Origin of the sequence: Mycobacterium sp. DL592, assembly GCF_011694515.1 — a bacterium.
Taxonomy (GTDB): domain Bacteria; phylum Actinomycetota; class Actinomycetes; order Mycobacteriales; family Mycobacteriaceae; genus Mycobacterium.
This window is the reverse complement of sequence record NZ_CP050192.1, coordinates 4,299,442-4,323,346: the sequence shown is the minus strand read 5'-3', so window position 1 is coordinate 4,323,346 and position 23,905 is coordinate 4,299,442. Positions and strand designations below refer to the sequence as shown.

Below are 23,905 nucleotides of genomic sequence, written 5' to 3'. Positions count from 1 at the left end.
CCCATTTCATGCGATTTTGAGCCAGCTGGCGCAGGCGGCGGAGCAGCCGGGGTAACGCTGGGCCGCCGAACGCCGACAGTGCAACAAAGCAAGCGACTGAATAGGGTGGGCGGATGCTGAGCAGAATCCTGATCGGCGTGCTGGGCGCTACCGCGGCGGTCGGTCTGGCGGGCAGCGCCGGGGCCGATCCGACGCCTGCCCCCGCGCCCGTGCTTCCCAACGTCAACGTCTACACCCCGATCAGCCCGGTGGACTACACCGTGATGGGCGGCAACTGGTACGCCTTCGCCGGTCCGCCCGGTGTGACATGCGTGATCAACAAGCAGAACACCACCTACGGCTGCAGTGGGCCGCTGCCTGGCGCGCCGGACGGGGCGAACCTGGTCAGCGCCGGCGCCTCCGGCGAACCGGGCTTCTCGTCGACGGGGCAGCCGATCTTCGCCTCCGCAGGCCCGGTCAAGCCGCTGCCGCCGAACACGCGCCTGGGCTTCCGTGAGATCAGCTGCGGGGTTGACGGCGGCGGCGTGGTGGCGTGCGTCAACCAGCACGACCAGGTGGGCTTCGTCGTCGGCCCGACCGCGACCTTTACCTCAGGGCCCAGCCCGATGCTGGATCGGCCGCAGGGCACCAACCCGTACTTCCCGTCACTTCCGCCAGGCTAGAACCGCGAGCCGTGCACTTCGTGGCCGGGCTTCTCGGCCATCAGTCCGCGGTAGGCGTCCTCGACGGTGGCCCCGTGGTTGACGACTGCGTCGACTTCCCGGGCGATCGGCATGTTGATGCCGTACTTCTCGGCGAACTCCATGATGACGCTGGCGGCTTTGACGCCCTCGGCGACCTGGTTCATCGAGTCGATGATCTCCTGGACGGTCTTGCCTGAGCCCAACTCTTCGCCGACGTGGCGGTTGCGGGAGCGCTTGGAGGTGCAGGTGACGATGAGGTCGCCCATGCCGGCCAGGCCGGAGAACGTGTCGCGCTGGCCGCCGACGGCTTCGCCGAGTTTGGACATCTCGCGCACGGCGCGGGCCATCACCATGGCGCGGGTGTTCTCGCCGATGCCCAGCGAGTAGCCCATGCCGACGGCGATAGCGTAGACGTTCTTCAGGGCTCCGGCGATTTCGACGCCGACGACGTCGTCGGTGGTGTAGGTGCGGAATCGTTTGGTGCGGAACATCTTTGCGAGGTTGGCGGCCAGGTTCTGGTCGGGCATGGCCAGCACGGCAGCCGCGGCGTAGCCCTCGGCGACCTCTTTGGCGATGTTGGGTCCGGCCAGGATTCCGGCCGGGTGGCCGGGCAGTACTTCGTCGACGATCTGGCTCATCCGCAGGTTGGTGCCCTGCTCGAGGCCCTTGACCAGGCTGACCACCGGCACCCAGGGGCGCAGCTCCTTGCCGAGTTCGGTGAGCACCCCGCGGAAGCCGTGGCTGGGGACACCCATCACCACCACGTCGGCGCAACTGGCCGCCTCGGCGAAATCGGTGGTCGCACGCAGAGTTTCGGACAGCTCCACCTCGTCACCGAGGTACTTGGAGTTGCGATGGTTCTTGTTGATGTCCTCGGCAGTCTCCTCCGAACGGACCCACTGCAGGGTCGGGCCGCGGCGGGAACAGATGGAGGCCACAGTGGTTCCCCAGGAGCCTCCGCCGAGGACGACGACATTGGGTTCGCGGCGGTCAGGTGTCATGGCGTTCAGGTTATTGCCGAAGTTGGTTGTTTACATGGAGTTCGGCAATTGGGACCGACTACGCCGTCCGGCGAGCCTTGCGCGCTCGCGCCACCGCCAGGACGGCGACCGCGGCGACCGCCGACGCAGCCACCGCCTTCTTCGCCGTCCCACCCGCGCGCACCGCGACGTCGGCGCTCAGCGGCGAGCCGACCCGGCCGAAGGTCATGTCCTCGCCGATCTTGTCGATGAAGTGGTGGTCGATGGTGTCGGCCCAGTAGTTCTGCCGAGTGACCCATGGCCGCTTGGTGCCCGACTTCGGTAGCGCGTGCAGGTTGCGCAGCACATAGCCCGCCTGCAGATCCCACAGCGGCTTCTCGGCGATCGGCTGGCCACCCAGATGCGGGGAGGCGTGGGTGAACCCGTTGGCCTTCATGTACTCCATCAGCTTGGCCGTTGAGCGTGCGGTCATGTCGGCGCGCAGCGTCCAGGAGGCGTTGGTGTAGCCGATGCACCAGATCAGGTTGGGCACGTCCTCGAGCATGTGCGCCTTGTAGGAGAACCGGTCCTGCGGCTTGATCTCGTTGCCGTCCAAGCTGATTCGCACACCGCCGAGTGCCTGCAGCTGCAGGCCGGTGGCGGTAACGACGATGTCGGCGTCCAGATGCTCACCGGACTTCAGCACGATGCCGGTTTCGTCGAAGTGGTCGATGTGGTCGGTGACCACCTCGGCGCGGCCGTCGGAGATCGCCTCGAACATGTCGCCGTCGGCCACCAGGCACATCCGCTGATCCCACGGGTTGTAGTGCGGCTTGAAGTGCACGTCCACCGGATATCCCGGCGGCAGCAGGCTCTTGTTCTGCGCGCGGATGAGGCTCTTCATCACCTCCGGGGTGCGGCGCGACAGCAGCCATGTCGACCCTTCGAAGAGTGTCGCGATGAATCGCACGGTCATATGAGAGGCCCTGCGCGGCAACGTCGTTCGGATGGCCTCGTTCAGCGGGTTCACCCGCGAGCCGGAGAACAGGTAGCTCGGCGAGCGCTGCAGCATCGTCACCTTGGCGGCCTTGCGGGCCAAGGCGGGCATCAGCGACACCGCGGTGGCCCCGCTGCCGATGACGACCACCTTCTTGCCGGTGTAGTCGAGGTCCTCGGGCCAGAACTGCGGGTGCACCACGGTGCCGGCGAATTTCTCGATGCCGGGAAACTCGGGGGTGTAGCCCTCGTCGTAGTTGTAGTAGCCGGAGCCGAAGAAGACGAATCGGCTGCGGTAGGCCTTCGGTGTGCCGTCCTCGTTGACGTGGACGGTCCAGGTGTCGGTGGCCGAGTCCCAGTCCGCGGACAGCACGTGGGTGTCGAACCGGATGTGCGGGGTGATGCCGTGCTTGCGGGCGGTGTCTTCCATGTACTCGCGGATGTGGTCGCCGTCGGCCACGCCCTCCTTGCGGGTCCACGGCTCCCACGGCCAGGACAGGGTGAAGATTGATGAGTCCGAGCGCACGCCGGGGTAGCGGAAGATGTCCCACGTACCGCCGATACGGTCGCGGCGTTCCAGGATGACGTAGCGGGTGCCGGGGTTGCGTTCGGTGATCCGGTAGGCGGCGCCGATCCCGGAGAAACCGGCGCCGATGATGACGACGTCCAAGACGCCGCCGTCCTGCTCGGCGAGTTTCGGGGCAATCTCCGGGGTAGCGGTCATCGCGGTCCTCGCTTCGTGCGTTATGTGGTCTCGGTCACCACATTAGGCACTAGCCGGTGGGTTGAGCGAGGGCCCTTGGTCTACCGGTTCTACCGATAGTTGACGAACTGCAGGGCGACGTCGAGATCGGCGCCCTTGAGCAGAGCGATGACAGCCTGCAGGTCGTCGCGCTTCTTGGAGCTCACCCGGATCTCGTCGCCCTGGACCTGGGACTTGACGCCCTTGGGGCCTTCGTCGCGGATGAGCTTGTTGATCTTCTTGGCGTGCTCTTGGTCGATGCCCTGCTTGAGGGTGCCGCTGACCCGGTAGGTCTTGCCGCTGGCCTGCGGTTCGCCGGCATCGAACGCCTTCATGGAGATGTCGCGGCGGATCAGCTTTTCCTTGAAGACGTCGACGGCGGCTTTGACGCGCTCCTCGGTGGAGCTGACGAGCTCGATGACCTCATCGCCCTTCCAGGCGATGGTGGTGTCGGTGCCGCGGAAGTCGAACCGGGTGGACAGCTCCTTGGCCGCCTGGTTCAGCGCGTTGTCGACCTCCTGGCGGTCGACCTTGCTGACGATGTCGAACGATGAATCCGCCATTGGACCCCTCCTCGGTGTGATCGGCCGGTTTGTGTTTGGGGTACATCCTCGTTGTACCCTGCTACTCGCACCAAACCGGTTCCCGGTGCGGCGCGACCCGGCAGGTTGCCCGAGCGGCCAATGGGAGCGGACTGTAAATCCGTCGGCGAAAGCCTACACAGGTTCGAATCCTGTACCTGCCACGTTCTGTGTGTTAAAGCCCGTCTTGCGACGGGCTTGATTGCATTGTGGGGGCCAATGTTGTCTTGCTGCTCTAGCATCTTGTGCCGACGTCAATTTATCTAAAGGGGAGCGGCACTATGGCCACCACTGTGAAGTCTCGTGCCGTGATCACAAGCGTGCTGGCGGCCGGCGCCGCCGCGACGGGGTTGCTCGCCGGAGCGCTGGGATCGGCTCCCACCGCGAACGCCACGTGCGCCTCGTTCTTCGGTCTCGGTAACAGCGCCGACTGCACCAGCACTCCCCTGAGCATCGCGATCGCGATCGGCAACGGCGCCACCGCGAATGCCACCGGATTGTTCGGCGCGGCCTTCGCCCTCGGCACGAACTCCGCGGCGACCACCAGTGACGCCTTCACCTTCGCTACCGCGGTCGGTGACGGGTCGGCGGCCAACGCCGGAGGTCTGTTCGCCTTCGCCACCCAGCTCGGCCCCAACGGCTCCGCCATCACCAAGGGTTCGGGTCTGTTCGGAAATCTCGGTGCCAACATCGCGCTGAACGTCACCGCGCCGTGGGCCCCGACGAACAGCAGCACCGTGACGGCCGGTGGCGCCGGTGCCGGCGGCAACGTGGCCATCAACCTGTTCGGTACTGGGACGGCCGGGAATCCGACCAGCATGCACGTCACGTCAGCTGGCCAGTTCGGCATTGCCACCAATGTCGGCGGCAGCAATAACACCGTCGAGTCGGGTCTCTCGGGGGCCGGGTCGGTGATCAACCTCGCGACCAACTTGTTCGGTAGCAACAACATCGTGTCGGCGCAGGGCGGAATCTTCAACTGGGCCACCAGCATCCTGGGCAACGGCAATACCGTCCAGACCAACGGCAGCCTGGTGAACACCGCGAGCAGCCTCTTCGGCAGCAACAACACCGTGCAGACGTTGGGCGGCTACCTGAACTGGGGCCGCAGCATCTTCGGCGACGGCAACGTCGTCACCGTCGCCGGCGGATATCAGAACGCGGCTCGCAGCCTGTTCGGCGGCGGCAACACCATCGCGATCGCCGGCGGCTTCGGCAACACCGCGCAGAACATCTTCGGCACCGACAACACCGTGGGGATCACGAACGGCTTCAATAACGTCGCCAGTAACCTGCTGGGCGGCACCAACAACAAGCTGGTTTCCGATGGGGGGAATCAGAACTCGGTGCGCAACATCATCGGCAGCAACAACAACCTGACCGTCGGCGGCGTCGGCTCCAACTGGAACACGGTGCTCAATTCGCTGAGCAACGGCAACACCATCAACGGCGGCGGGCCGGGCGGCAACTTCACCGCCGGATTCAACATCCTCGGCGGCTCCAACACCGTCAACGCCGGCCCGGGACCGCTCGTCCTGGCCGGAACCATCTTCACGACCGGCCAGTCGGTCACCAAGGTCAACCCCGGCATCGCGATCAACAACTTCCGTATCGGCGGAGCGTCGGCGGTCAACCCGCAGAGCGGCAAGTCCGCCGCGAAGAGCGGAGCGGCCGCCAAGAGCAGTGGAAACTCGTCCGCGACCGGTGGAAGCAAGCGGGGCAACCAGTAGTCGACCGCCCCGATAAGGCCTGCTGAACGATTTATTTGCCATCAGCAAATGGCGCGCGTGGCGTGCGGACCTGTGATATCCCTGTCAGACGTATCTTTCTCACGCGTCAAATTGGGTGGCAGCTATGGGGAGTTCACATAAGCGTCTGTACGTGGGCCGAGTCGGCGCGTTGGCGGTCGCGCTCGGTGTAGGCGGATTCATCGCGGGGCTGCCGATCGCGGCCGCCGACACCGGTCCCGTCGACTCGGGCAAGACGCCGGGGTCGTCGGTGGCGCACAGTGCCCGCAAGGCCGCCGCGGAGCGCGGTACGGGCAGCACTTCGTCTGGCAACGCCGGCAAGGGCGCAGGGGCGGACAAGCCCGCCAGTGCGGCCAGCACGGAGGTTGCGGGCGGAACATCGGCTCGCCGAATTCACACCGGCAGCACCGCAAGTTCCGACGCACCCGAGTCGGTGACACCCACGGCGGCCGACTCGTCGACGGTGACCGCAGACGCTCCCGTCGCCGCCGCCGACGCTGCGCAGCCGTCGCCTCCGGTGCTCACGGTGGCTTCACCCCGCGGCTCGCTGTCGGCGACCAGTGGTTCGCCGGGCTCCCTGGCCGCTGGAGATGATCCTCTTGCCGCGTTGACCGCTCCGTTGGCATGGGCCGCGCTGGCGGTCAGCCGACGGGAGACCTCCAACAGCTCCGCCGCTGCACCCGCGGCGGCCTCGGTGACCACCAGCCAGCCGATCGCCTCCGCCCTCGCGGTCGACCCGCTGGCCGCCTTCATCCGAATCTTCGTTGGCGACGGCACCGCCGATCATCCCGACGCCGGCATCCTGTTCGGCAACGGCTACAGCTACACCAGCTACGAGGGTGCGTGCCAAAGCGGCGCATGCAACGGCGGCAGGGCCGGACTGATTGGCAACGGCGGTAACGGTTTCAACGGCGGTGACGGCGGCTCGGCGGTCCTGCTCGGTAACGGCGGCGCCGGTGGCCAAGGAGTCGAAGGCATCAACGGCGGTGCCGGCGGCAACGGCGGCCGGGGTGGGTTGTTGATGGGCGACGGTGGGCGCGGCGGTGACGGCGCGACGGTGGTCTCCGGTGCGGGCGGTCACGGCGGTAAGGGCGGTGACGGCGGGTTCTTCGACGGCAACGGCGGCGCCGGCGGGAACGGCGGCAACGGTGTGACCGCGGGCGGTGCGGGCGGAACCGGCGGCCGCAGTGCGGTTCTCGTCGGCAATGGCGGTAAGGGCGGGGCCGGCGGGACGGCCAGCAGCGGTCCGCAGAACGACGGCGCTGGCGGCGCAGGGGGAGCGGGTGGGTTGATCTCCGGCTCGTCCGGGGGTTCGGCGGCGGTTGCGCTGTCAGCGGAGGCGGTCACGACGCCGCCGGTGGTGGGCGCCAGTCTCTCGGTGTACATCTACGAGAAGCTGGTGGCGATCGCCGCCTGGGCACTTGCTGGTGATACCGGTGAGATCAAGTCCGACATCCTCGACATCATCCAGGATTCAACCTTCGTCACCTACGTCGCCGAAACCGTTGCTGCAGCGGTCGAGCCGGCGCTGGCGCTCATCTCGACACCGGCCACGGCGCAGCAGGATGTTGCCAACATCATCGGGAACACGGTCGCCACCGCAATAGTGGTGCTATTCAGTGATGACGCGGTCCGCCACTACACGGCGAAATTGCTCGAGGGCTTGCCCGGCGATGCACTGGATGCGTTGGTGGACTTCGTTGCTGGCGAGGGCAGCCTCCTCCACCTCCTTGAAAAGGTCAGTGCTGAACCAGTCGCAAACGAAATCGCAATTGCGCTGAGTGACGGTGAAGTTCAGACAACTTTGGTCGACACCGCGGAAACGTTCATCCGAGTGCTGCTTGGAGAGCAGACACCTTCCGACGGAGCTATCCCAGTCGAGGAAGCCGATGAGTTCGGTTGGACAGTAAACCAGCTGATCGTTCCCTCGCTGACCTCGGCGCTGGGCGGTGGTCCAATCGGACTGGCCGCTGCCGTACAGATCGGCCTCGCGGTGCAGACCTTCCTCACTGCCGACGGCAACCTCGGTGGTCAAGTGGCTACCGGGTTGAGCGCAATGGTGGGCGGTGCCCTCAGCACGTTCCTCGCCCAGAACGGAATCCCCGATGCCGTCAAGGTTCTCATCGAGGGTTTGATCAACCAAGAACCCTCCGCGACAGTGATTGCCGACTTCCAGGCCAACCCCGCCGTCACGGCTGCGCTGGCGCCGACTCTGGTAGCCGCACTAACAGGCTTAGAAAGCGAATTGTTGGGTTTGTCTGATGTCCAACAGCTCGTCGGCGTATCCCTCAGCCAACTGGCGGAAGGGCTGCTGCTTGATCCTGACGTGAAGTCGTACGCCAGCCAGTGGCTCGGTCAACTCGTGACGACCGAACTTAACAAGAATCCGTTGACCGCCGGTCTGAGCACTGCCATCGGCTACGCCGCCGAACAGGCGGTGTATGCGCTGTTGGCCAACAACTCGATGAGCGAACTGGTTTCATCGATAGTGCGCACCGGCGTCGATACATTCCTGAATGACAACACCGTCTCCGCGCTGGTGGAAGCCGGGACACAGTTCATCAATGACGTCGCCGGCGGAACCTCGACCACGGTAGCCGCACAGAATGCCGTCAACTTGTTCCTATCGGAATACGGTGTTGAGAGCACGATCCAGGCTACCGTCAGCGCGGCACTCGACGAATTGCAAACGCAGTTGGAGCTTTCGGGGGTCCAACAGGCCCTCGCATCTGCGGCCGGAGCCCTGATCGACGGGCTCTTGCTGTCGCCCGACGTGCCTAACTTCGTCTCCCAGTTGGCTGGCCAATGGGTGGCCGAGCAGCTCGGCAACACCACTCTCGGTACAGCTCTGGGCGCCGCAGTGGACCAGACAATCAATGCGCTGCTTCAGGATTCGGCCTTCGGTCAGGGGCTGGGCGCTGCGGTCAGCGCGGCGGTGAGCGGATTCTTCGGCCAGACGGGTGTGCCTGCCGCCCTGATCGCCACCGCCCAGCAGATCGCTACCGACGTTCTCGACGGGACTGCCACCGCCGCCACCGTGCAGGCAGCCTTGACGGCGCTGCTGGGCCAGGTCGCCACCGGCGTCGGTGCCGCGACCAATGATGCTCTCTCGGCACTCTTGAACAGCCCGGGTGTCGTGTCGGCGTTGGGCGTCGTACCCACCTTGTTCATCAGCACGGCATTGTCTGAGACCGGCGCCGTGCAGGCCATTGCGGCGCAGGTTGGCCAGTGGCTGGCCAGCGAGCTCCAAAACAACCCTGCCACAGCCGGATTCAGCACTCTGGTTGGTAACACGGTAAGCGCTGCGATCGCCGATCTACTCGGCAACGCGGAGGTCGTCGACGGGATCGGCAACGTGGCAGGTTCGGCCATCTCCGGTCTGCTGAACCACAGTGGCGTGATCACTGCTCTCTCCGACGTCGCGGGGCTGCTCGCCCAGCACTTGGCGGCGGGGATGGATCCGTCCGAGGCGGTGGCCACCGCTGTGCAATCGCTGGAGAGCAGCACGACCGTTCAGTCCGGCGCCGGAGCGGCGGTCAAGGATGCGGTGGCGTCACTGCTCGGCGACTCCGCGGTGCTGCAGGGCCTCGGTACCGCGGTCTCCGACATCGTCACGACACTGGCCGGCAACACCGTGATCCAGACCTTCGTCGGGAAACTCGTCGGGGATTGGGCGACAACAGCATTGGGTGGCGGCGCTGCCGCTTCGGCATTCGGCAGCCAGCTCAACGCCGCTGTGCAGGGCCTGCTCGCCAACACCGCGGGCGTCGACGGGGCACTGGCTGTCATCAGTTCCGCGGTGTCGACCCTGCTGAACGCCCCCGGGGTCGTTGCCGCCTTGGCCGATGCGGCCGGTCAGATCGTGTCGGCGGTGGTCGCCGGCACCGACCCGGCGGTGGCGGTGCAGACGCTGTTGGGTAAGAGCGCATTCCAGCAGGGCGCCGGCGCTGCCGTCGGTACTGCGGTGAACACGTTGCTGACCTCGCCGGGACTGCTCTCCGCGTTGGGCGCTTTTGCCCACGACGTGCTCGCGGGGGCTGCCGGCCAGGAATCGATCCGGGCGTGGATCGGCCAAGAGGTCGCCGGCATCGTCAGTTCGGTGCTGAACAACACCCCGCTGGCAACGGCGGTCGCCGATGCGGCACGCGCGGCCGTGCAGCATTTCCTGGCCGACTCGGCCGCCATTGACGGTCTGCTGTCGGCACTCGGCCAGACGGTGTCGGATCTCGTTGGCGCCCAAGGGGTTGCGGCGGCGTTGTCCCACGCGGCCGATCAGCTCGTCACGGCACTGTTGTCCGGGAGCAATCTGAGTGCGGCGTTGGCTACGGCATGGCAAGGGCTGCAAGCGAATCAGCCGTTCGTCTCGGCCGTCATCAGCACCGCTGGCGCCGCGGTGTATGCCGCAGTGACCGATTCGGGTCTGATCTCTGCGCTGGGTTCGACGGTGGAGACCTTGGTCGCCCAGTTGGCGCCGAGCCCCGCTGTTCAGGCCTACATCAACGGACTACTCGGGCCCACCTACGGCCCGGTCGTGGTGAGCATCCTCGCGACTCCCCACACCGCCGCCGACCTAGCCGCCGGTCTGGGCGCCCTGCTCAGCGGTGTGCTGGCGCAACCGGGGGTAGCGACCGCGCTGTCCTCGATCGCCAGCCAGTTCGCCGCGACGGTGTTGGGCGGCACCAGCGTCGATGCTGCGGTGCAAGCCGCGCTGGCGGCCTTGGCGGCCAATCCGGCGATCAGGAAGGCCATCGAAGTGGTGACTCCCGGTGCGCTCCAGTCGGTGTTGAGCCTGCCCGCCGTCCAGCAAGCGGCGAGTGACGCGGTGGGGGATCTGGTGACCAACCTGCTCAAGGGCACCGTGCTGGACAACCCGCTGGTGGACTCGGCCCTGGGCGGAGTCGCCAAGGCGGCAGTGGCGTCGCTGCTGTCGGATCCGGCCGTGCAGGGCCTGATCTCCACGCTCGCCCTCGACGTCCTCAGCGGAACGCCGACCGACCAGCTCGCCGGCACCGTGGTGCAGGCCGTCATCACCACCCCGAACCTGCAGTACGCGTTCGGGTACGCGATCGGCCGCGGCGTGGGTTCACTGTTCGGCGACAACCCGATTGCCACTCTCATCGGCAATATCGTCGGGACGGGCGCCGCGGTGGCGATCGGGCTTACGGCCAGTACTGCGTTGCTCATCGAAAAGATCAGTGCGCTCTTCGGTGGCCCGCTCCCGAACCCGGCCGGCAGCAGTTTGCTGCTGGTCCCGGCGGCCGCCGTCCGCCCTGAGGCGACCCTCGGTGACGGGCGAGGCTCCTCGCAGCTGCGTCAAGCGACCTCGACGGACAGCCCGTGGTTCCTCATCGAGGTGGCGGTGGCCTGAACGGGTCGGCTACCGGCTGTTTAGCTGCTTGCCATCAGCAAATGGCGCCATGGTCCACGCCGCTGTGATATCTCTGACTGACAGATCTTTCTCAGGCGTCAAATCGGGGGTTGCAACAATGGGAATGGGACACAAAGGCCACTACGTCGGACGGGTCGGCGCACTGGCCGTGGCCCTGGGTGTCGGCGGAGCGATCGCCGGTATGCCCGTTGCAGCAGCCGACACCGGTGCCGGCGACTCGGGAAAGACGCCGGGGTCCTCAGTGGCGCACAGCGCCCGCAAGGCCGCCGCGGACCACAGCCCCGGCAGTGCCGCGTCGAGCAACGGCGGCAAGGGTCGCGCAACCGACAAGCCGGCCAGCGCCGCCAGCGTCGAATCCGGCGCCGCCACCTCCGCGCGGCGCATCCACCTCGGGGCCACCGACGGCAATACCACGGACACCAATACTGTTGCGGTGGGCGAGGTTTCGCCGGTCGAGACGAATCCGACCGCCGACGCGCCGACAGCGACGCCAGCCGCTCCGGTTCTCACCGCCGCCGCACCGCGGGGATCGCTGTCGGCGACCGACCAGGGCCCGCTGGACTGGCTGGCCGGGGGCAACGACCCGCTGTCGCAGTTGGTCGCGCCGTTCGCGTGGGCCGCAGCGGCCGTGAGCCGCCGCGAGACCGCCAACTCCACGGCCGTCGCACCCGCGGCAGCGTCGGTGACCACCAGCCAACCCGTCGCGTCCGCCGTGGCGGTCGACCCGGTGGCGGCGTTCATCCGGATCTTCATCGGCGACGGCACCGCCGACCATCCCGACGCCGGCATCCTCTTCGGCAACGGCTACACCTACACCAGCTACGAGGGTGCCTGCCTCAGCGGCGCCTGCAACGGCGGCAAGGCCGGTTTCATCGGCAACGGCGGTGACGGGTTCAACGGAGGCGACGGCGGCTCGGCGGTCTTCTTCGGCAACGGCGGCAAGGGCGCCAACGGCGTCGTCGGAGTCAACGGTGGTGCCGGCGGCAACGGCGGCAACGGCGGTTTGATCGCCGGCAACGGCGGTGACGGCGGCAACGGTGCCAGCCTCACCGCACAGGGCGGCAAGGGCGGTAAAGCCGGCTTCTTCGGCAAGAAGGGTAAGGACGGGACGACCGGCTCGGCCGCGGCCGTCGGCGGTCCGAAGACCGTCGGTGCCGCCACCGCGGTCAATGGCAACACCAACGTGACGGGTCAAACAGTGACGGTCGACCCGGTCCAGTGGTCGCTGTGGAACGACGTCGTCGCACCGGCGCTGACCGATCTGATCAAGACCGGCATCAACTACGCCGGGCTCAGCCCCGCCGCACAGGCTGCCGCCGACGCCTTCATCCCCGTCGCGGTGGAGTTGTTCGGAGACAACTACTTCGGCGACTCGGTCAACGGCGCGCTCTCGAGCCTGGCCGGCAATACCAACTTCCTCAACTACGTCGTCACCAAGGTTGCCGGCGGGCTCACGGGCGCGGGTGTGCCCTCCCAGGCAGCCGTAGTCGTCGGCAACGCAGTGGCCGCCCTGGCGCAGAGCGTGTTGAACAACACCGCCTTCCAGAACGCCTTCGGCACGTTCTTCCAGAGCCTGACTCTGGTTCCCAACGGGTGGGGCTTGACGGAACTGGCTGCCGCCCTGGCCGCCACGGACTACACCCTCGAGGACCTTGTCGGCCAGGACATTTCGCAGAGCGCCGCTGCGCTGGCCAGTAACCTGCCGACCTTCCTCGCCAACGGCGGCGTGCAGAGCGCGATGTCCACCGGGATCAGCACCGCGGTCAATGTGCTGACCGGGGTCAGCAGCCCGTCCTGGGCGCAGCCGTCCACCGCATTCGTGTCGTTCCTGGGCAGTGCGCTCGGCCAGTCGGTGACCTCGGCACTGGGTGGCGGCTCGGTCGCCACCACCATCGGCACAGCGATCGGCACCTCGCTCACCAACCTGCTGACCACTCCGGCGGTCGACGCGACGTTGGCCTCGGTGCTCGCCGGATTGGTCGGCGGCGTGCAGGTCGGCGACGTTGTCACCTGCCGCGGCCTGCTCTGCCAGGACGGGGTCGCCGACGCGCTGGGGACGTTCGCCAGTTCGGTCGCCACGGCGGTCGGTGCCGGTGGCAATCCCCAGGCTGCGGTGGCCGCCGCGCTGCAGACACTGCTGGCCAACACGAGCATCCAGAATGGCGTCGGTCAGACGATCGGCAACGCGGTCCTCGGCCTGCTGGGTGATCCCGCTGTGCGCTCCGCCCTGTCCACCAACGTGAACAACCTGGTCACCCAGCTCAGCGGCAACTCGTCGGTGCGGACGTGGGTCGGCCAGGTGATTACGCAGAAGCTGACGTCGGCGCTGGGCGGCAGCCCGGTCGCATCCGGGGTGGCCTCAGCGATCGGCGGCGCGGTACAGAACCTGCTGGCGAATTCCGCTGCGGTGCAAGGCTTCCTGGCGGTTGTCGCATCGGCTGTTGGTAACGACCAGATCCCCGTGGTCCTGGCCGATGTGATCGATGCGGTGCTCCCGAAGGTTCTGGGCGGTCAAAATCTGTTCGCGGCGCTGTCCGCTGCGTGGCCGTCGCTGAAGACCGAGGTGGCCCCCGTGGTGGGGCAAGTCGTGCACGACGTGGTGCAGACCGTGCTGGCGGCTCCGGGTCTGCTGCCGGCGCTGGGCGCGTTCGTCTCCGACGTGGTGTCCGGAATCGTCGGGAATTCCGCGGTGTCGACGGCCGTCGGCGGGCAGATCGCAGGTTTCCTGTCCACCGCGCTGAGCAGCTACACGGGTGGGCAGCAGATCGCCTCGGCGGTCGGCGCTGCGGTGGCCGGCCTCTTGGCCAACCCGGTGTTCAGTGACGAGCTGGGTGCCGTGACGGGTTCGGTGTTGACCGCGTTCTTCGGCCAGTCCGGTGTGGTGACCGCGTTGACGTCTGCGGCGCAGAACGCCGCCACGGCTCTGCTCAACGGGACGGACCTCGGAACTATCATCCATGGGGCATTGGCTGCACTGCAAGCGAGTTCGGCCATCCGTACGGCGCTGGCGTCGACGCTGAGCAGTGTGGTGAACTCGGTGGTGACTGATACGCCGCTGATCTCAGCGCTGGCTTCGACGGCGACGTCGTTGATCACCCAGCTGGCGGGCAACCCGGCGGTGCAGTCGCTCGTCGGTGGGCTGCTCGGCCCGACCTATGGCCCCGCGATCGTGAGCATCCTGGCCGACCCGTCGGCGGCGGCCGACCTTGCCGCCGCGGTCGGCGGCGCGGTCAGCAGCTTCCTGGCGCAGACCGGGGTGCCGGCGGCGCTGTCGGGTGCGACCAGCCAGATCGTCACCGCGGTGCTCGGCGGCACCACGGTGGCGGCCGCGATCCAGGCCGCGCTGCAGACGTTGGCGGCCAACCCGGCGGTCAAGGCCGCCATCGACGCCTTCACGGCCCAGGTACTCAAGGCGACGCTGGATGTGCCGGCGGTGCAGGGGGCTGTCTCCGGGGCGGCGAAGGACGTCATTACCCAGGTGCTCGGGTCCGGGCTCGGTTCGGTGGCCGGCAAGCTGGTCCAGGGGGCGGTCGACTCGCTGGTGTCCAACTCCGCGGCACAGACGCTGCTGAGCAACGTTGTCGTGGACCTCGCCAATGGAACGCCGCCCACCGATGTGATCAACACGGTGATCAACGCGGTGCTTCTCAGCCCGCCGCTGCAGTTCGCCTTCGGGATGGCGATCGGCCAGGGCATCGGGTCGCTGCTGGGTGACAACCCGGTCGGTGCCATCGTCGGCGGGGTGATCGGGACGGCGGCGACACTGCTGCTCAGTGCGGCGTCCGGGCTGACACTGCTGTTCAACGGGCTGCGCAACCTGTTTGGCGGTGCTGCCGCGGTCGCCCCGGCGTCGAGCATCTACCTGATCGAGCCGGTGCCGTCGGCGGCTTTGGTCGACGCGGTGGACGGGGTCAGCGGGCTGCCGCGGGTGGACTCGGCGGACTTCGGCGGATTCCTCGGCGGGCACCGACTGGTCACCGTCGAGCTGGCCCTGGCCGCCGGATAGTGCCTGGTTAGAAAAGCTCTAACTGCCGGTTCGCGGGGCTCGTGGGATACGGTTCGGGAGATCTTGATCGAACTCGTTCCTGAAGGAGCTCGCATGACGACCGGTAGCCGGGTGGCTTCGGTGGGCGCAGCGCTGTGCTTCGCAATGCTCGGTGTTGCCCCGGTGGCGCACGCTGACGGCGACATCCTGGCCGGCACCTATGACGTGCTCGGGCCCAACAGCAAGCTGGACACCTGGACCATCACGCCGCAGTGCGCTCAGGTGTCGATCGGGTGTGAGTCCGACGTGCATTCGGCGACGCTCGACGGGCAGGCGTACTACCGCGGCGGGCACACCTGGGTGATGACGCTCAAGGGCCAGGTGCCGATCTGCCCGGACAAGACCACCACCAAGGGCATCATGCAGTTCGTCTGGAACGCCCAGACCCTGGATGGTCAGCTGACCGCGGTGCAGCAGGGCGTGTGCCAGATGACCCGGCCTGGGCAGGAACAGATTCCGATCAGGTTGGTGAAGTCGGGGGGATAGGGGCGGCGTTGGTGGATGCGCTCCAACGTTGTGCTCTCCCAAGAAGTGCTTGCTTTGATCTGCATGCGTATCCCTTTTTCTTGTTTACCGCTGACCGCGAAAGACCAGTGCTGCGCAGCCACTACTGCAACCGGCCTTGACAGATACTTTCGAAGCGAACTTTCCAATAGATGTCGTAAGGCTGACCTAAAGTGCCTCAGGGTAAGCAAACTGACCTGGGGGAGCAGCTGTCATGTCGACGCCTTTGTCGGACTGGATTAGCGATGCCGATTACGAGTGGCGGCAGCGGTTGGCGCCGGTCAGGCTCGTTATCGAAACCGACTTCACTGCAGACGAGGTCCGCGAAGCGCAGAACAACTTCGGCCGCGAAGCTGAGCACCTGGTAAAGCAAGGTTGGTCGCACGAGAAGATCATCAAGCGCTACCCGGCGCTGACTTTGGTGAGCCTGGTCGGTCATGCCGCGCTGGCCTATGACCAGGGTGCGTATTGGCAGAGCTTCTGGGAAGAACTCGGCCTATCCCATGACGCCGATTTCGAGAACGAGATTCGTCGCCAATTGTCGACCCTGCTCGACAAGTTCTCACTAGCCCGGTTCCCCGACATCGAGCAGGGGGGTGGCAACAAGTACGTTATGACCCTCGCACTCCATGCCGGCATTCCGATTCACTGCCTCCGAGACTTGTTGGACATCATCACCGACCACATCGTGCAGGGGCGGCCAGCGACAGGCTCCGGTGTCATGGAATGGCTGCAGGAGCCCGGTAAGGAATACCGCGCGACCACCCTAGACGTCCCTGTCCGCAACTTCTTGATACACGGAGCCGAGTTCGCCGCAGACATTCTCGATCGCATCATCGAGTTCATCGAGGCCGGCACCGCCGATCCAACACTTCTCGGCGCGGAGTTGGATTCCTCGACCACAGGCCTACCGGGAGTACTGCTCGATGAACTGATCCTCCAGCTGATGAACACGCCGCTCCATCTGGACAAGAAGCAGCTAAGTTCTAGGGCGGCAACACATCCCACGATCAGTTATAGCGTGCAGGATGACGAGGTCGTTCTGGTGCTACCCGCACCTTCGGAGGAGGCGGACAAGGCATGGTGGGTGTCCTTCGACGGTGACGTTCGCGAAGTCCACGCGGTACGGAGGTGGGGTAGTGATTCCCAAGCTGCACTTGCTCGCGTCGCGGTGCCCGGTCCGGTTCGTGAGGTCGTCATTACCCAGCCGGCCGCGGCTGGGACGTCGCTTCCACTGGTCTTGGAATCTGATCCGCTACTGATCTTTGACCAAGCTGGGCGATGGATCGGCCGACACGACGGGCTCAAAGACAGCGCGTGGGCTATCTATCCGAACGGCTACGAACTGGTAGACACACGTACAGCGACGAAGGTGGATACCCAAGGCACAGGTCACCCGGCCGGCTGGCACGGCTGGAGTGCTGTGTTCGTCGACCTAGAGCTCGTGGATGCCCTGCAGCTGACCCACGACGGTAATCCGATTGGTACCCCGCGTCGGGTAAGAAAGGACTCACGCCCCCGCTTCGTCTTGGGCGACGAAGTTGCGGGCCTGAGCACGACCGAGGGACGAACGGTCTACTGCAGGCGACCATGGGTCTTGTTGCCGCCCAGCGGAGCCGATCCGGCACCAGTCTGGAATGTGCGCGTCCGACGCTTTGGAGAATCGCAGTGGATCGTCGACGAATCCTGGCGCGGCGAGGATGTCGAAACGTGTGTTGATCCGTTCGACGAAGCTGAGGAATCGCAGATCGGCTTGTTTGAAGTCGTCGTCACCGGCCCGATGGGAGCGGACGCACGCTGTGTGGTGTTCCTCGCCGAGGGAGTCGACACAACTTTCGAGCCGGTTATTCGGATACCAGAATCTGGGGGTCTGACGCCCTGCACTGCCACGGTCCAGAGCGTCGACCTCGCACTCAGCTCTCCTGGCGCAATCGCATTCGATCACCGAAAGACCACTGCCGATCTAGTCATTCGATCGGCGGATCGCAGCGTGGATTTCGTGTTAACACCGCCGCACATCGAGATCCGCAGCGGCGAAACGGGGATGCCAGTGCCCTGGAGGATGAGTGCCGATATCTGCGACCCCGAGGACTTCGCCGAGGATCGGTTCGTCGCAATTCGCGCTCCCGGTATCGACGCCGTCACTTTCGGATACCGCCCCGAAAATGGTGACCTGCTTCAACTCGACGCGCACCCGCGGCGGCGGCAGGGCAACGTGTTCGAGACCCGAACCCAGCAATTCGCCGACACGGTCCGTTCGCATCCAACTGGAGCACTTGTCGCCAACTTGTACACGAACGCGGGCGTTCTCGCGGTCGCTGTGCTGGTCGCTCGCCCACGCCTCTTGGCTTCCGGTGTTGAACTGGTCGATCACGACACATTGGTATTCGTCGACGCTGCCGACATCGACGATCTGGCGGCTTACGTCTGGAGTGCGACTGCGCCGTGGCACGCGCCGGATGTCATTCCGCTCACGGCAGGGCGAGGGCGGCTGCCTCAGCATCTAGTAGGCCGCGGGGAGTTACGCTGCCAACTTTTCGTCGACGATCCTTGGGTGTACATCGAACGCCCGGCCTCACCACCCGACACCGCGTTCCGCGTTTCACAATCAGGTTGGCGCGTTGACGGCACACCCAAGCAGCGGGAGCTGGCACGGTTCCTCGGCGGCTCGGGTCCAGTTCCCGTGAATGTCGGTGCAATTCATGAGGTATGGGTAGCCCTTACTCGTCTGCGTGCCGACGGCAGAATGAAGCGGTTCAAAGAGCTGACGGTCCTGCTGGCAGAGGATCCGCGAAGAGCACTGGAGTGTCTGGGGGACGGCACAACTCCCGCCGGCGACAAAATGGCCGCTTTTGTTCGCAGTGAACTGGTCAATCACAGCTTTGCGGCGGAACAGACCCATAACGAATTGCACGCTCATCCTTGGTTCGGCTGCATGGTCGAACTTGCGGATTTGCCCTCGCTGTTTCACCGGCGCCATAAGGTCCGCGGCGAGCGCGCTGAAACACTCGCGTATCTGAGAGAGCGTGGGGGTGTACCCCTGATGGAGTTGCTGCAGACAGGCAAGACGGTGCGATTCGACGACGCCTGTTTCACTCCGGCCGTGCTCGAACTCAGCTCCATTCTTGGAAATAGCGTGGATGCGAAGTTGGCTGAGATTCAACAGATTCCGAAGGCACAGTTGCACCCGGAGAGTCTTCGCGCAGGAGTCTATGAGGGATTGTGCCACCGAAAGGAGTGGATGGCCGCGGGGTGGTCGGCCAACTTCGCCACCCAATTGGATCTAGTGCGGAATCCGATCAAGAAGGCCTCCCTGCTGGCTTACGAGACTATTGCCTTACGGCTCTACCGGCTAAGCGGAGTCGACGTCGAGGAGCATCCGTGGATGTTGATGTCGGTGCAATCCCTGACCCTGGCACTGCTTGCCCGCCTGGAAGCACACAAACGCATTGGTGGGCAGTACCTGAACAGGGGCCTGCTCGATGACTGGGCGCACATGTCCCATCTGTGCCCGACGATGGTGGCTAACGACATTCTGATCGCTGAAGCCCTGGTGCTCTACGACCGCCGTGGTGACCTGACTGGAGAGGCTGAATGATCGACCGACTGGATCCGCTGGAGACCGCACAGCAGATTGAAAGCAGCTACAAGCGATACCTCAAGACCTTGCTGGCACCGCGTGACGAAGTCCTGGCAACGGCTTTCGATGCCGAGATTGACGCGAGCAGGCTCCTCACCAAAGGCCCGATCCTGGAGATAACGCCTCCGTACCAGACAGGTGCGACGTGCCGGCAGTTGATCGACGAAGGCGTGCTGCACCCGGATTTCATCGCCGCGCATGGATCGTCGTTCTCGCTCGACAGGCCGCTGTACATCCATCAGGAAACTGCGATCCGCAAGTTCGTTAAGGGCCGAAACCTGGTGGTGAGTACTGGCACTGGTTCGGGCAAGACCGAAAGCTTCCTCATCCCGATTATCAACTCACTAATCGCCGAGTCGGCGAAGGGAACGTTGCGGCCAGGGGTTCGGGCGCTGCTGCTCTACCCGATGAACGCCCTGGCGAACGACCAACTGAAGCGCCTGCGTGCGGTTCTCGCGGGCCTGCCGCAGATCACATTCGGACGCTATACCGGTGAAACCGAAGACCACGCACGCGATGCTGAAAACGGCTTCCTGCAGAATAATCCGGGCGAACTTCGGTTGCCCAACGAGTTGCTCAGCCGCGATGAGATGCGGTTGACGCCGCCGCATCTACTCCTAACGAACTACGCGATGTTGGAATACCTGCTAATGCGTCCCATAGACATCGACCTGTTCGACGGTCCGCACGCCGGAACCTGGCGATTCATCGTCATGGACGAGGCACATGTCTATGACGGTGCCCAGGGCTCCGAGGTCGCACTGCTGATTCGCAGGCTCAAGCAACGTGTGGCTCCGGGAGCGGACCTACAGTGCATCGCCACGTCGGCGTCACTGACCGGTTCGGTGCGGAATGACCCGCGCGGGGAGGCAATGGAGTTCGCGGCAAACCTTTTCGATGCTCCCTTCGAGTACATCGAGGGCGACGTCGACCGCCAGGACCTTGTTGAGCCGGTCCGCAAAAACCAACTGCCGACGCCGACCTGGCGCCTGACCGGCGAGCAACTGCTCGACATCCACCGCGCACAAGTCGAACCTATTGATGTGATCCCGCCCGGTGTCGACCCGGCGGACGCGTTGGCCACGGAGCAGTCCATGGTCGAACTGAAGACTGCTCTCAGCGGTGGGCCGGTCGATGTTCGCGCCTTGCGCGAACACCTCTGGCCTGAGGATGAGCACTCAGCCGGGAAGCTCGACGCGCTAGTCGAGCTCGGCAGCAGTGTGCACGATGAATCTGGCAATCCTGTGCTGTCCGCCCGGTACCACTTGTTCGTGCGCGCGACGGAGGGAGCCTTCGTCAGTTTCAACGACAGCGGCCCGCACATTTTCCTGGGCCGCCACGAGGTGGATGCCAACACCCGTCGGGCCGTCTTCGAGTTCGGCACTTGCACCCGGTGCGGGGCGGTTCATCTCGCCGGAGATCTCGAGACACGCAACGGCATCGAGTTCTTCACACCTGCGAAAGCGGCAGATCGTTCGGTCAACTGGCTGGTCCTCGCTGACGACCAGGGCGATGTTGTGGTGGACGAGGACGAACTCACGCTGGCCGACGACGAGCCGAAGACAGCCAAGTCAGACCCCACCTCCCGGCGGTTGTGCGCCGGATGCGGCCTGCTTGCCGGCGCTGCCACGAATACCTGCCCGTCGTGTCACGGCGACGGGATGCTGCCGGTACGTGAGCATCCGCGCGCCAAGCGGGTCATGACTCGGTGTACCGAGTGCGGCACCCTGTCGCGGCAAGGAATCCGACGGCTCCGAACCGATGTCAATGCCGCCCCCGCCGTCGTAACAACGGCGTTGTACCAACAACTTCCGAAGGCTGCAGACGAGGCCGCCGATCAGGTCGGTGGGGGCCGCAAGCTGTTGATGTTCGCGGACTCGCGCCAATCGGCTGCATTTGCGGCGCCCTATCTGGACCGCACCTACGCACGGATGCTGGAACGGCGCTACATCACCCAGGCGCTGCGTGACCCCGCCGTGCTTGGTGAGGACCTGACCGCAGGTGACCTGGCGATCCTGGCTCGAGAGAAGGCCGATGCGGCCGGTCATTTCCCATGGGGTATGGGCAAAGTCGAGATTACAAAGGCAGTCAACCAGTGGATCTCCGGTGAGTTAATGACCCTCGAGACTAGGCAGTCGTTAGAAGGGCTGGGACTGATGCGGGTGGCGCTGCAAAGCGACGCCCGGGTCAAACTGAGTAGTTTGACCTCGCTGGGATTGACCGAGGAGGAGGGTTGGGCGCTGTTGAACGAACTTGTCAAGACCGTTCGGCTCCAGGGCGCTGTCACGGTGCTCGATCGCGTCGACGTGAAAGACGAGCGTTTTGCCCCCCGCAACAGCCGGGTACGAATGCGTTCGACGGGTTCGGACCGGACAAAACAGGTAATAAGCTGGAGCCCGAGCGGCACCGGCGTTACAAACAGCCGGATCACATTCGTTCGCAAAGTGCTGGCCACACTGTCGAATGACGCTCCACCAGGGCGTATTCTGCAGGGCTGCTGGAAGATCCTCGAATCTGCCGGTTTCCTAACCGTCGAGTCGGATCGCACGCTGGGCCCGCTCAACCAACTCGATCACCGCATGCTGATCGTGACTGACGGTGGCAGGTGCAGCTGGTATCAGTGCAACACCTGCCGTCAGCTGACGGCATTCTCGGTGCGCGCAGTTTGCCCCAATAGTCGGTGCACGGGCAAGTTGAAACCCTTTGTCCTGCCTGACTCGCATAGCGACGCGAACCACTATCGGGTGACGTATCAGACCATGAATACCGCGCCGATGACCGCACGAGAACACACCGCGCAATGGAACGCCAAGGAAGCGACTAAGATTCAAGACGACTTCATCACGGGCAAGGTCAACGTGCTTTCATGCTCGACGACGTTCGAACTCGGTGTGGACGTTGGTGACCTGCAATCTGTCTTCATGCGCAACATGCCGCCCAGGACAGCCAACTACGTGCAGCGCGCTGGTCGCGCTGGGCGGAGGGCCGACTCAGCGGCCCTCGTCGTCACCTACGCAAACCGTGCCGCGCATGACCTTGCGCAGTATCAGAATCCCAACGCCATGATCGCGGGCCGGATGCGGATTCCTTGGGTACCGGTCGATAATCCACGGATCGCGCGGCGCCATGCGCATTCTGTGGCCTTGGCCTCGTACTTCCGGCACTGCTTCGAAGCACGAGACGAGCAGTGGACGAGGGCGGGGGAGTTCTTCTTACCGGCTGCCGATGGTGGGCCCTCGCCGGCCTCCAAAGTCCGAGAGTATTTGACCCCGGTTCCCGCCAGCGTCACCGAAGCGTTGCAGATGGCGCTGCCCGCCGCAGTGCAGGACGAGATTGGTGTGGCCGAGGGCAGCTGGGTGCAACCGCTGGTCGAACTCCTCGAAACGGTAGGGAAGGAACTGGTCAAGGATGTCGATGACATCGAGCAACGGATCGAGGACTCCGTCAAAGAGCGCAAGTTCGCCTTAAGTAAGCGGCTCGAAGATACCAAGCGGACGGTCATCGGTCGGAATCTGCTCGGTTACCTCGCCAATCGAAACATTCTGCCCAAGTACGGCTTTCCGGTCGATACCGTCGGACTCAGCACGATTAACTCAGTTGACCCAGTGGGAAGCAAGCTCGAACTCGACCGCGACCTCGGGCTAGCCATTTACGACTACGCTCCTGGCAATCAGGTGGTGGCTGGAGGAAAGCTTTGGACATCAGCGGGCCTGAAGAAGCGCCCCGATAGAGAGCTGATCCGACACAAGTACCGAATCTGCCAGACCTGCAGCAGGTTCGAGCGCGGAGAACGCCTTAATGTCGGGGACACCTGTCCGAGTTGTGGCGAGGAGTTCAAAGCCAGCAAGACCCTCATCATCCCGGAGTTTGGTTTCATCGCAGCGCCGGAGAATCAAGACGTGGGGAGCTCCCCGCCTGAGCGCCGTTGGCATGGCGGTAGTTACGTCGAGACCCGCGGCGACGAGATCGGCCAGTATCACTGGTCCGGCGGCGGAGGCCTGCGGGTGACGGCCCGGGCTGGTGTTCGCGCCTGGCTGGCAGCGGTTTCGGATGGAACGGGTGATGGGTTTCAGCTGTGCGAGTGGTGCGGTTGGTCGGCTCCCGCAGTTAGGGGCAGCAAGGCAAAGAAACACCAGCGACCCGACAATGGTCGCGACTGCGGCGGCAGGTGGGAAACGATTTCCCTCGGACACCGCTATCAGTCCGACGTCGCAGAGTTTACTTTCGACGGGCTTCCGTATCAGAAAGACCATGAGGGGAACTGGATCTCTGCGCTCTATGCGATTCTCGAAGGCGCTTCCTACGGGTTGGAGATCAGCCGTGACGACATAGGCGGATCCCTGTCGTGGAGCGCCGATCAACGGCGCAGCATCGTGCTGTATGACACGGTGCCGGGTGGTGCGGGAGCGGCGAAGAAGATCGCCGAGAACATCGGCGTCGTGATGCAGTCAGCAGTCAAGCGGGTAACCGACTGCGACTGCGGCGAAGAGACCTCGTGCTACGGGTGTCTGCGGACATACCGCAATGCCCGAGAACATGAAAGGCTTTCGCGGCGGGGGGCATTGGCCTTGTTGAGTACCTAGCTGTCCCGAAACCGTCCGGATCGCAGAGAGTTTTC

The 23,905-nt window shown here is 65.0% G+C and carries 10 protein-coding genes and 1 tRNA gene; 8 read left to right on the top strand and 3 right to left on the bottom strand.

Annotated features, from left to right (window positions below; genetic code table 11):
- The first annotated feature begins 113 nt into the window (after positions 1–113).
- A complete protein-coding gene (locus HBE64_RS20695; protein ID WP_167106477.1) occupies positions 114–662 on the top strand; it encodes a hypothetical protein in 549 nt (182 codons plus the stop codon).
- On the opposite strand, the gene HBE64_RS20690 is transcribed toward HBE64_RS20695, so the two are convergent.
- The 3 genes from HBE64_RS20690 to HBE64_RS20680 form a co-directional block, all read right to left on the bottom strand.
- Positions 659–1,684, bottom strand: coding sequence for an NAD(P)H-dependent glycerol-3-phosphate dehydrogenase (locus tag HBE64_RS20690; protein WP_167106474.1), 1,026 nt, complete (start codon positions 1,682–1,684; stop codon positions 659–661). The two genes, HBE64_RS20695 and HBE64_RS20690, sit on opposite strands and share 4 nt — an antisense overlap.
- A gap of 58 nt (positions 1,685–1,742) precedes the next feature.
- Entirely contained in the window at positions 1,743–3,362 is a 1,620-nt protein-coding gene (locus tag HBE64_RS20685; protein WP_167106471.1) for an NAD(P)/FAD-dependent oxidoreductase, read from the bottom strand.
- Positions 3,363–3,451: 89 nt separating this feature from the next.
- Positions 3,452–3,943, bottom strand: a complete 492-nt coding sequence (locus tag HBE64_RS20680; protein WP_102809248.1) for a YajQ family cyclic di-GMP-binding protein — start codon at positions 3,941–3,943, stop codon at positions 3,452–3,454.
- Between the two features lie 99 nt (positions 3,944–4,042).
- On the opposite strand from HBE64_RS20680, the gene HBE64_RS20675 reads away from it, so the two are divergent.
- The 7 genes from HBE64_RS20675 (at position 4,043) to HBE64_RS20645 (ending at position 23,870) form a co-directional block, all read left to right on the top strand.
- Positions 4,043–4,125 (top strand) — tRNA-Tyr (locus tag HBE64_RS20675).
- 117 nt (positions 4,126–4,242) lie between these two features.
- On the top strand, positions 4,243–5,691 hold the full coding sequence (locus HBE64_RS20670; protein ID WP_167106468.1) for a hypothetical protein: 1,449 nt from the start codon (positions 4,243–4,245) through the stop codon (positions 5,689–5,691).
- 124 nt (positions 5,692–5,815) lie between these two features.
- On the top strand, positions 5,816–11,077 hold the full coding sequence (locus HBE64_RS24920) for a hypothetical protein (RefSeq protein WP_167106465.1): 5,262 nt from the start codon (positions 5,816–5,818) through the stop codon (positions 11,075–11,077).
- A gap of 118 nt (positions 11,078–11,195) precedes the next feature.
- Positions 11,196–15,104 carry a hypothetical protein gene (locus tag HBE64_RS20660; protein ID WP_167106462.1) on the top strand — a complete coding sequence of 1,303 codons (3,909 nt, stop codon included), beginning with the start codon at positions 11,196–11,198 and terminating at the stop codon, positions 15,102–15,104.
- Between the two features lie 93 nt (positions 15,105–15,197).
- Positions 15,198–15,629, top strand: coding sequence for a hypothetical protein (locus HBE64_RS20655; RefSeq protein ID WP_167106459.1), 432 nt, complete (start codon positions 15,198–15,200; stop codon positions 15,627–15,629).
- A gap of 232 nt (positions 15,630–15,861) precedes the next feature.
- Positions 15,862–19,245 carry a hypothetical protein gene (locus HBE64_RS20650; protein ID WP_167106456.1) on the top strand — a complete coding sequence of 1,128 codons (3,384 nt, stop codon included), beginning with the start codon at positions 15,862–15,864 and terminating at the stop codon, positions 19,243–19,245.
- Positions 19,242–23,870: a DEAD/DEAH box helicase gene (locus HBE64_RS20645; protein WP_167106453.1), complete on the top strand. Its 4,629-nt coding sequence runs from the start codon at positions 19,242–19,244 to the stop codon at positions 23,868–23,870. Before HBE64_RS20650 ends, HBE64_RS20645 begins: the two co-directional genes overlap by 4 nt.
- The last annotated feature ends 35 nt before the right edge of the window (positions 23,871–23,905 follow it).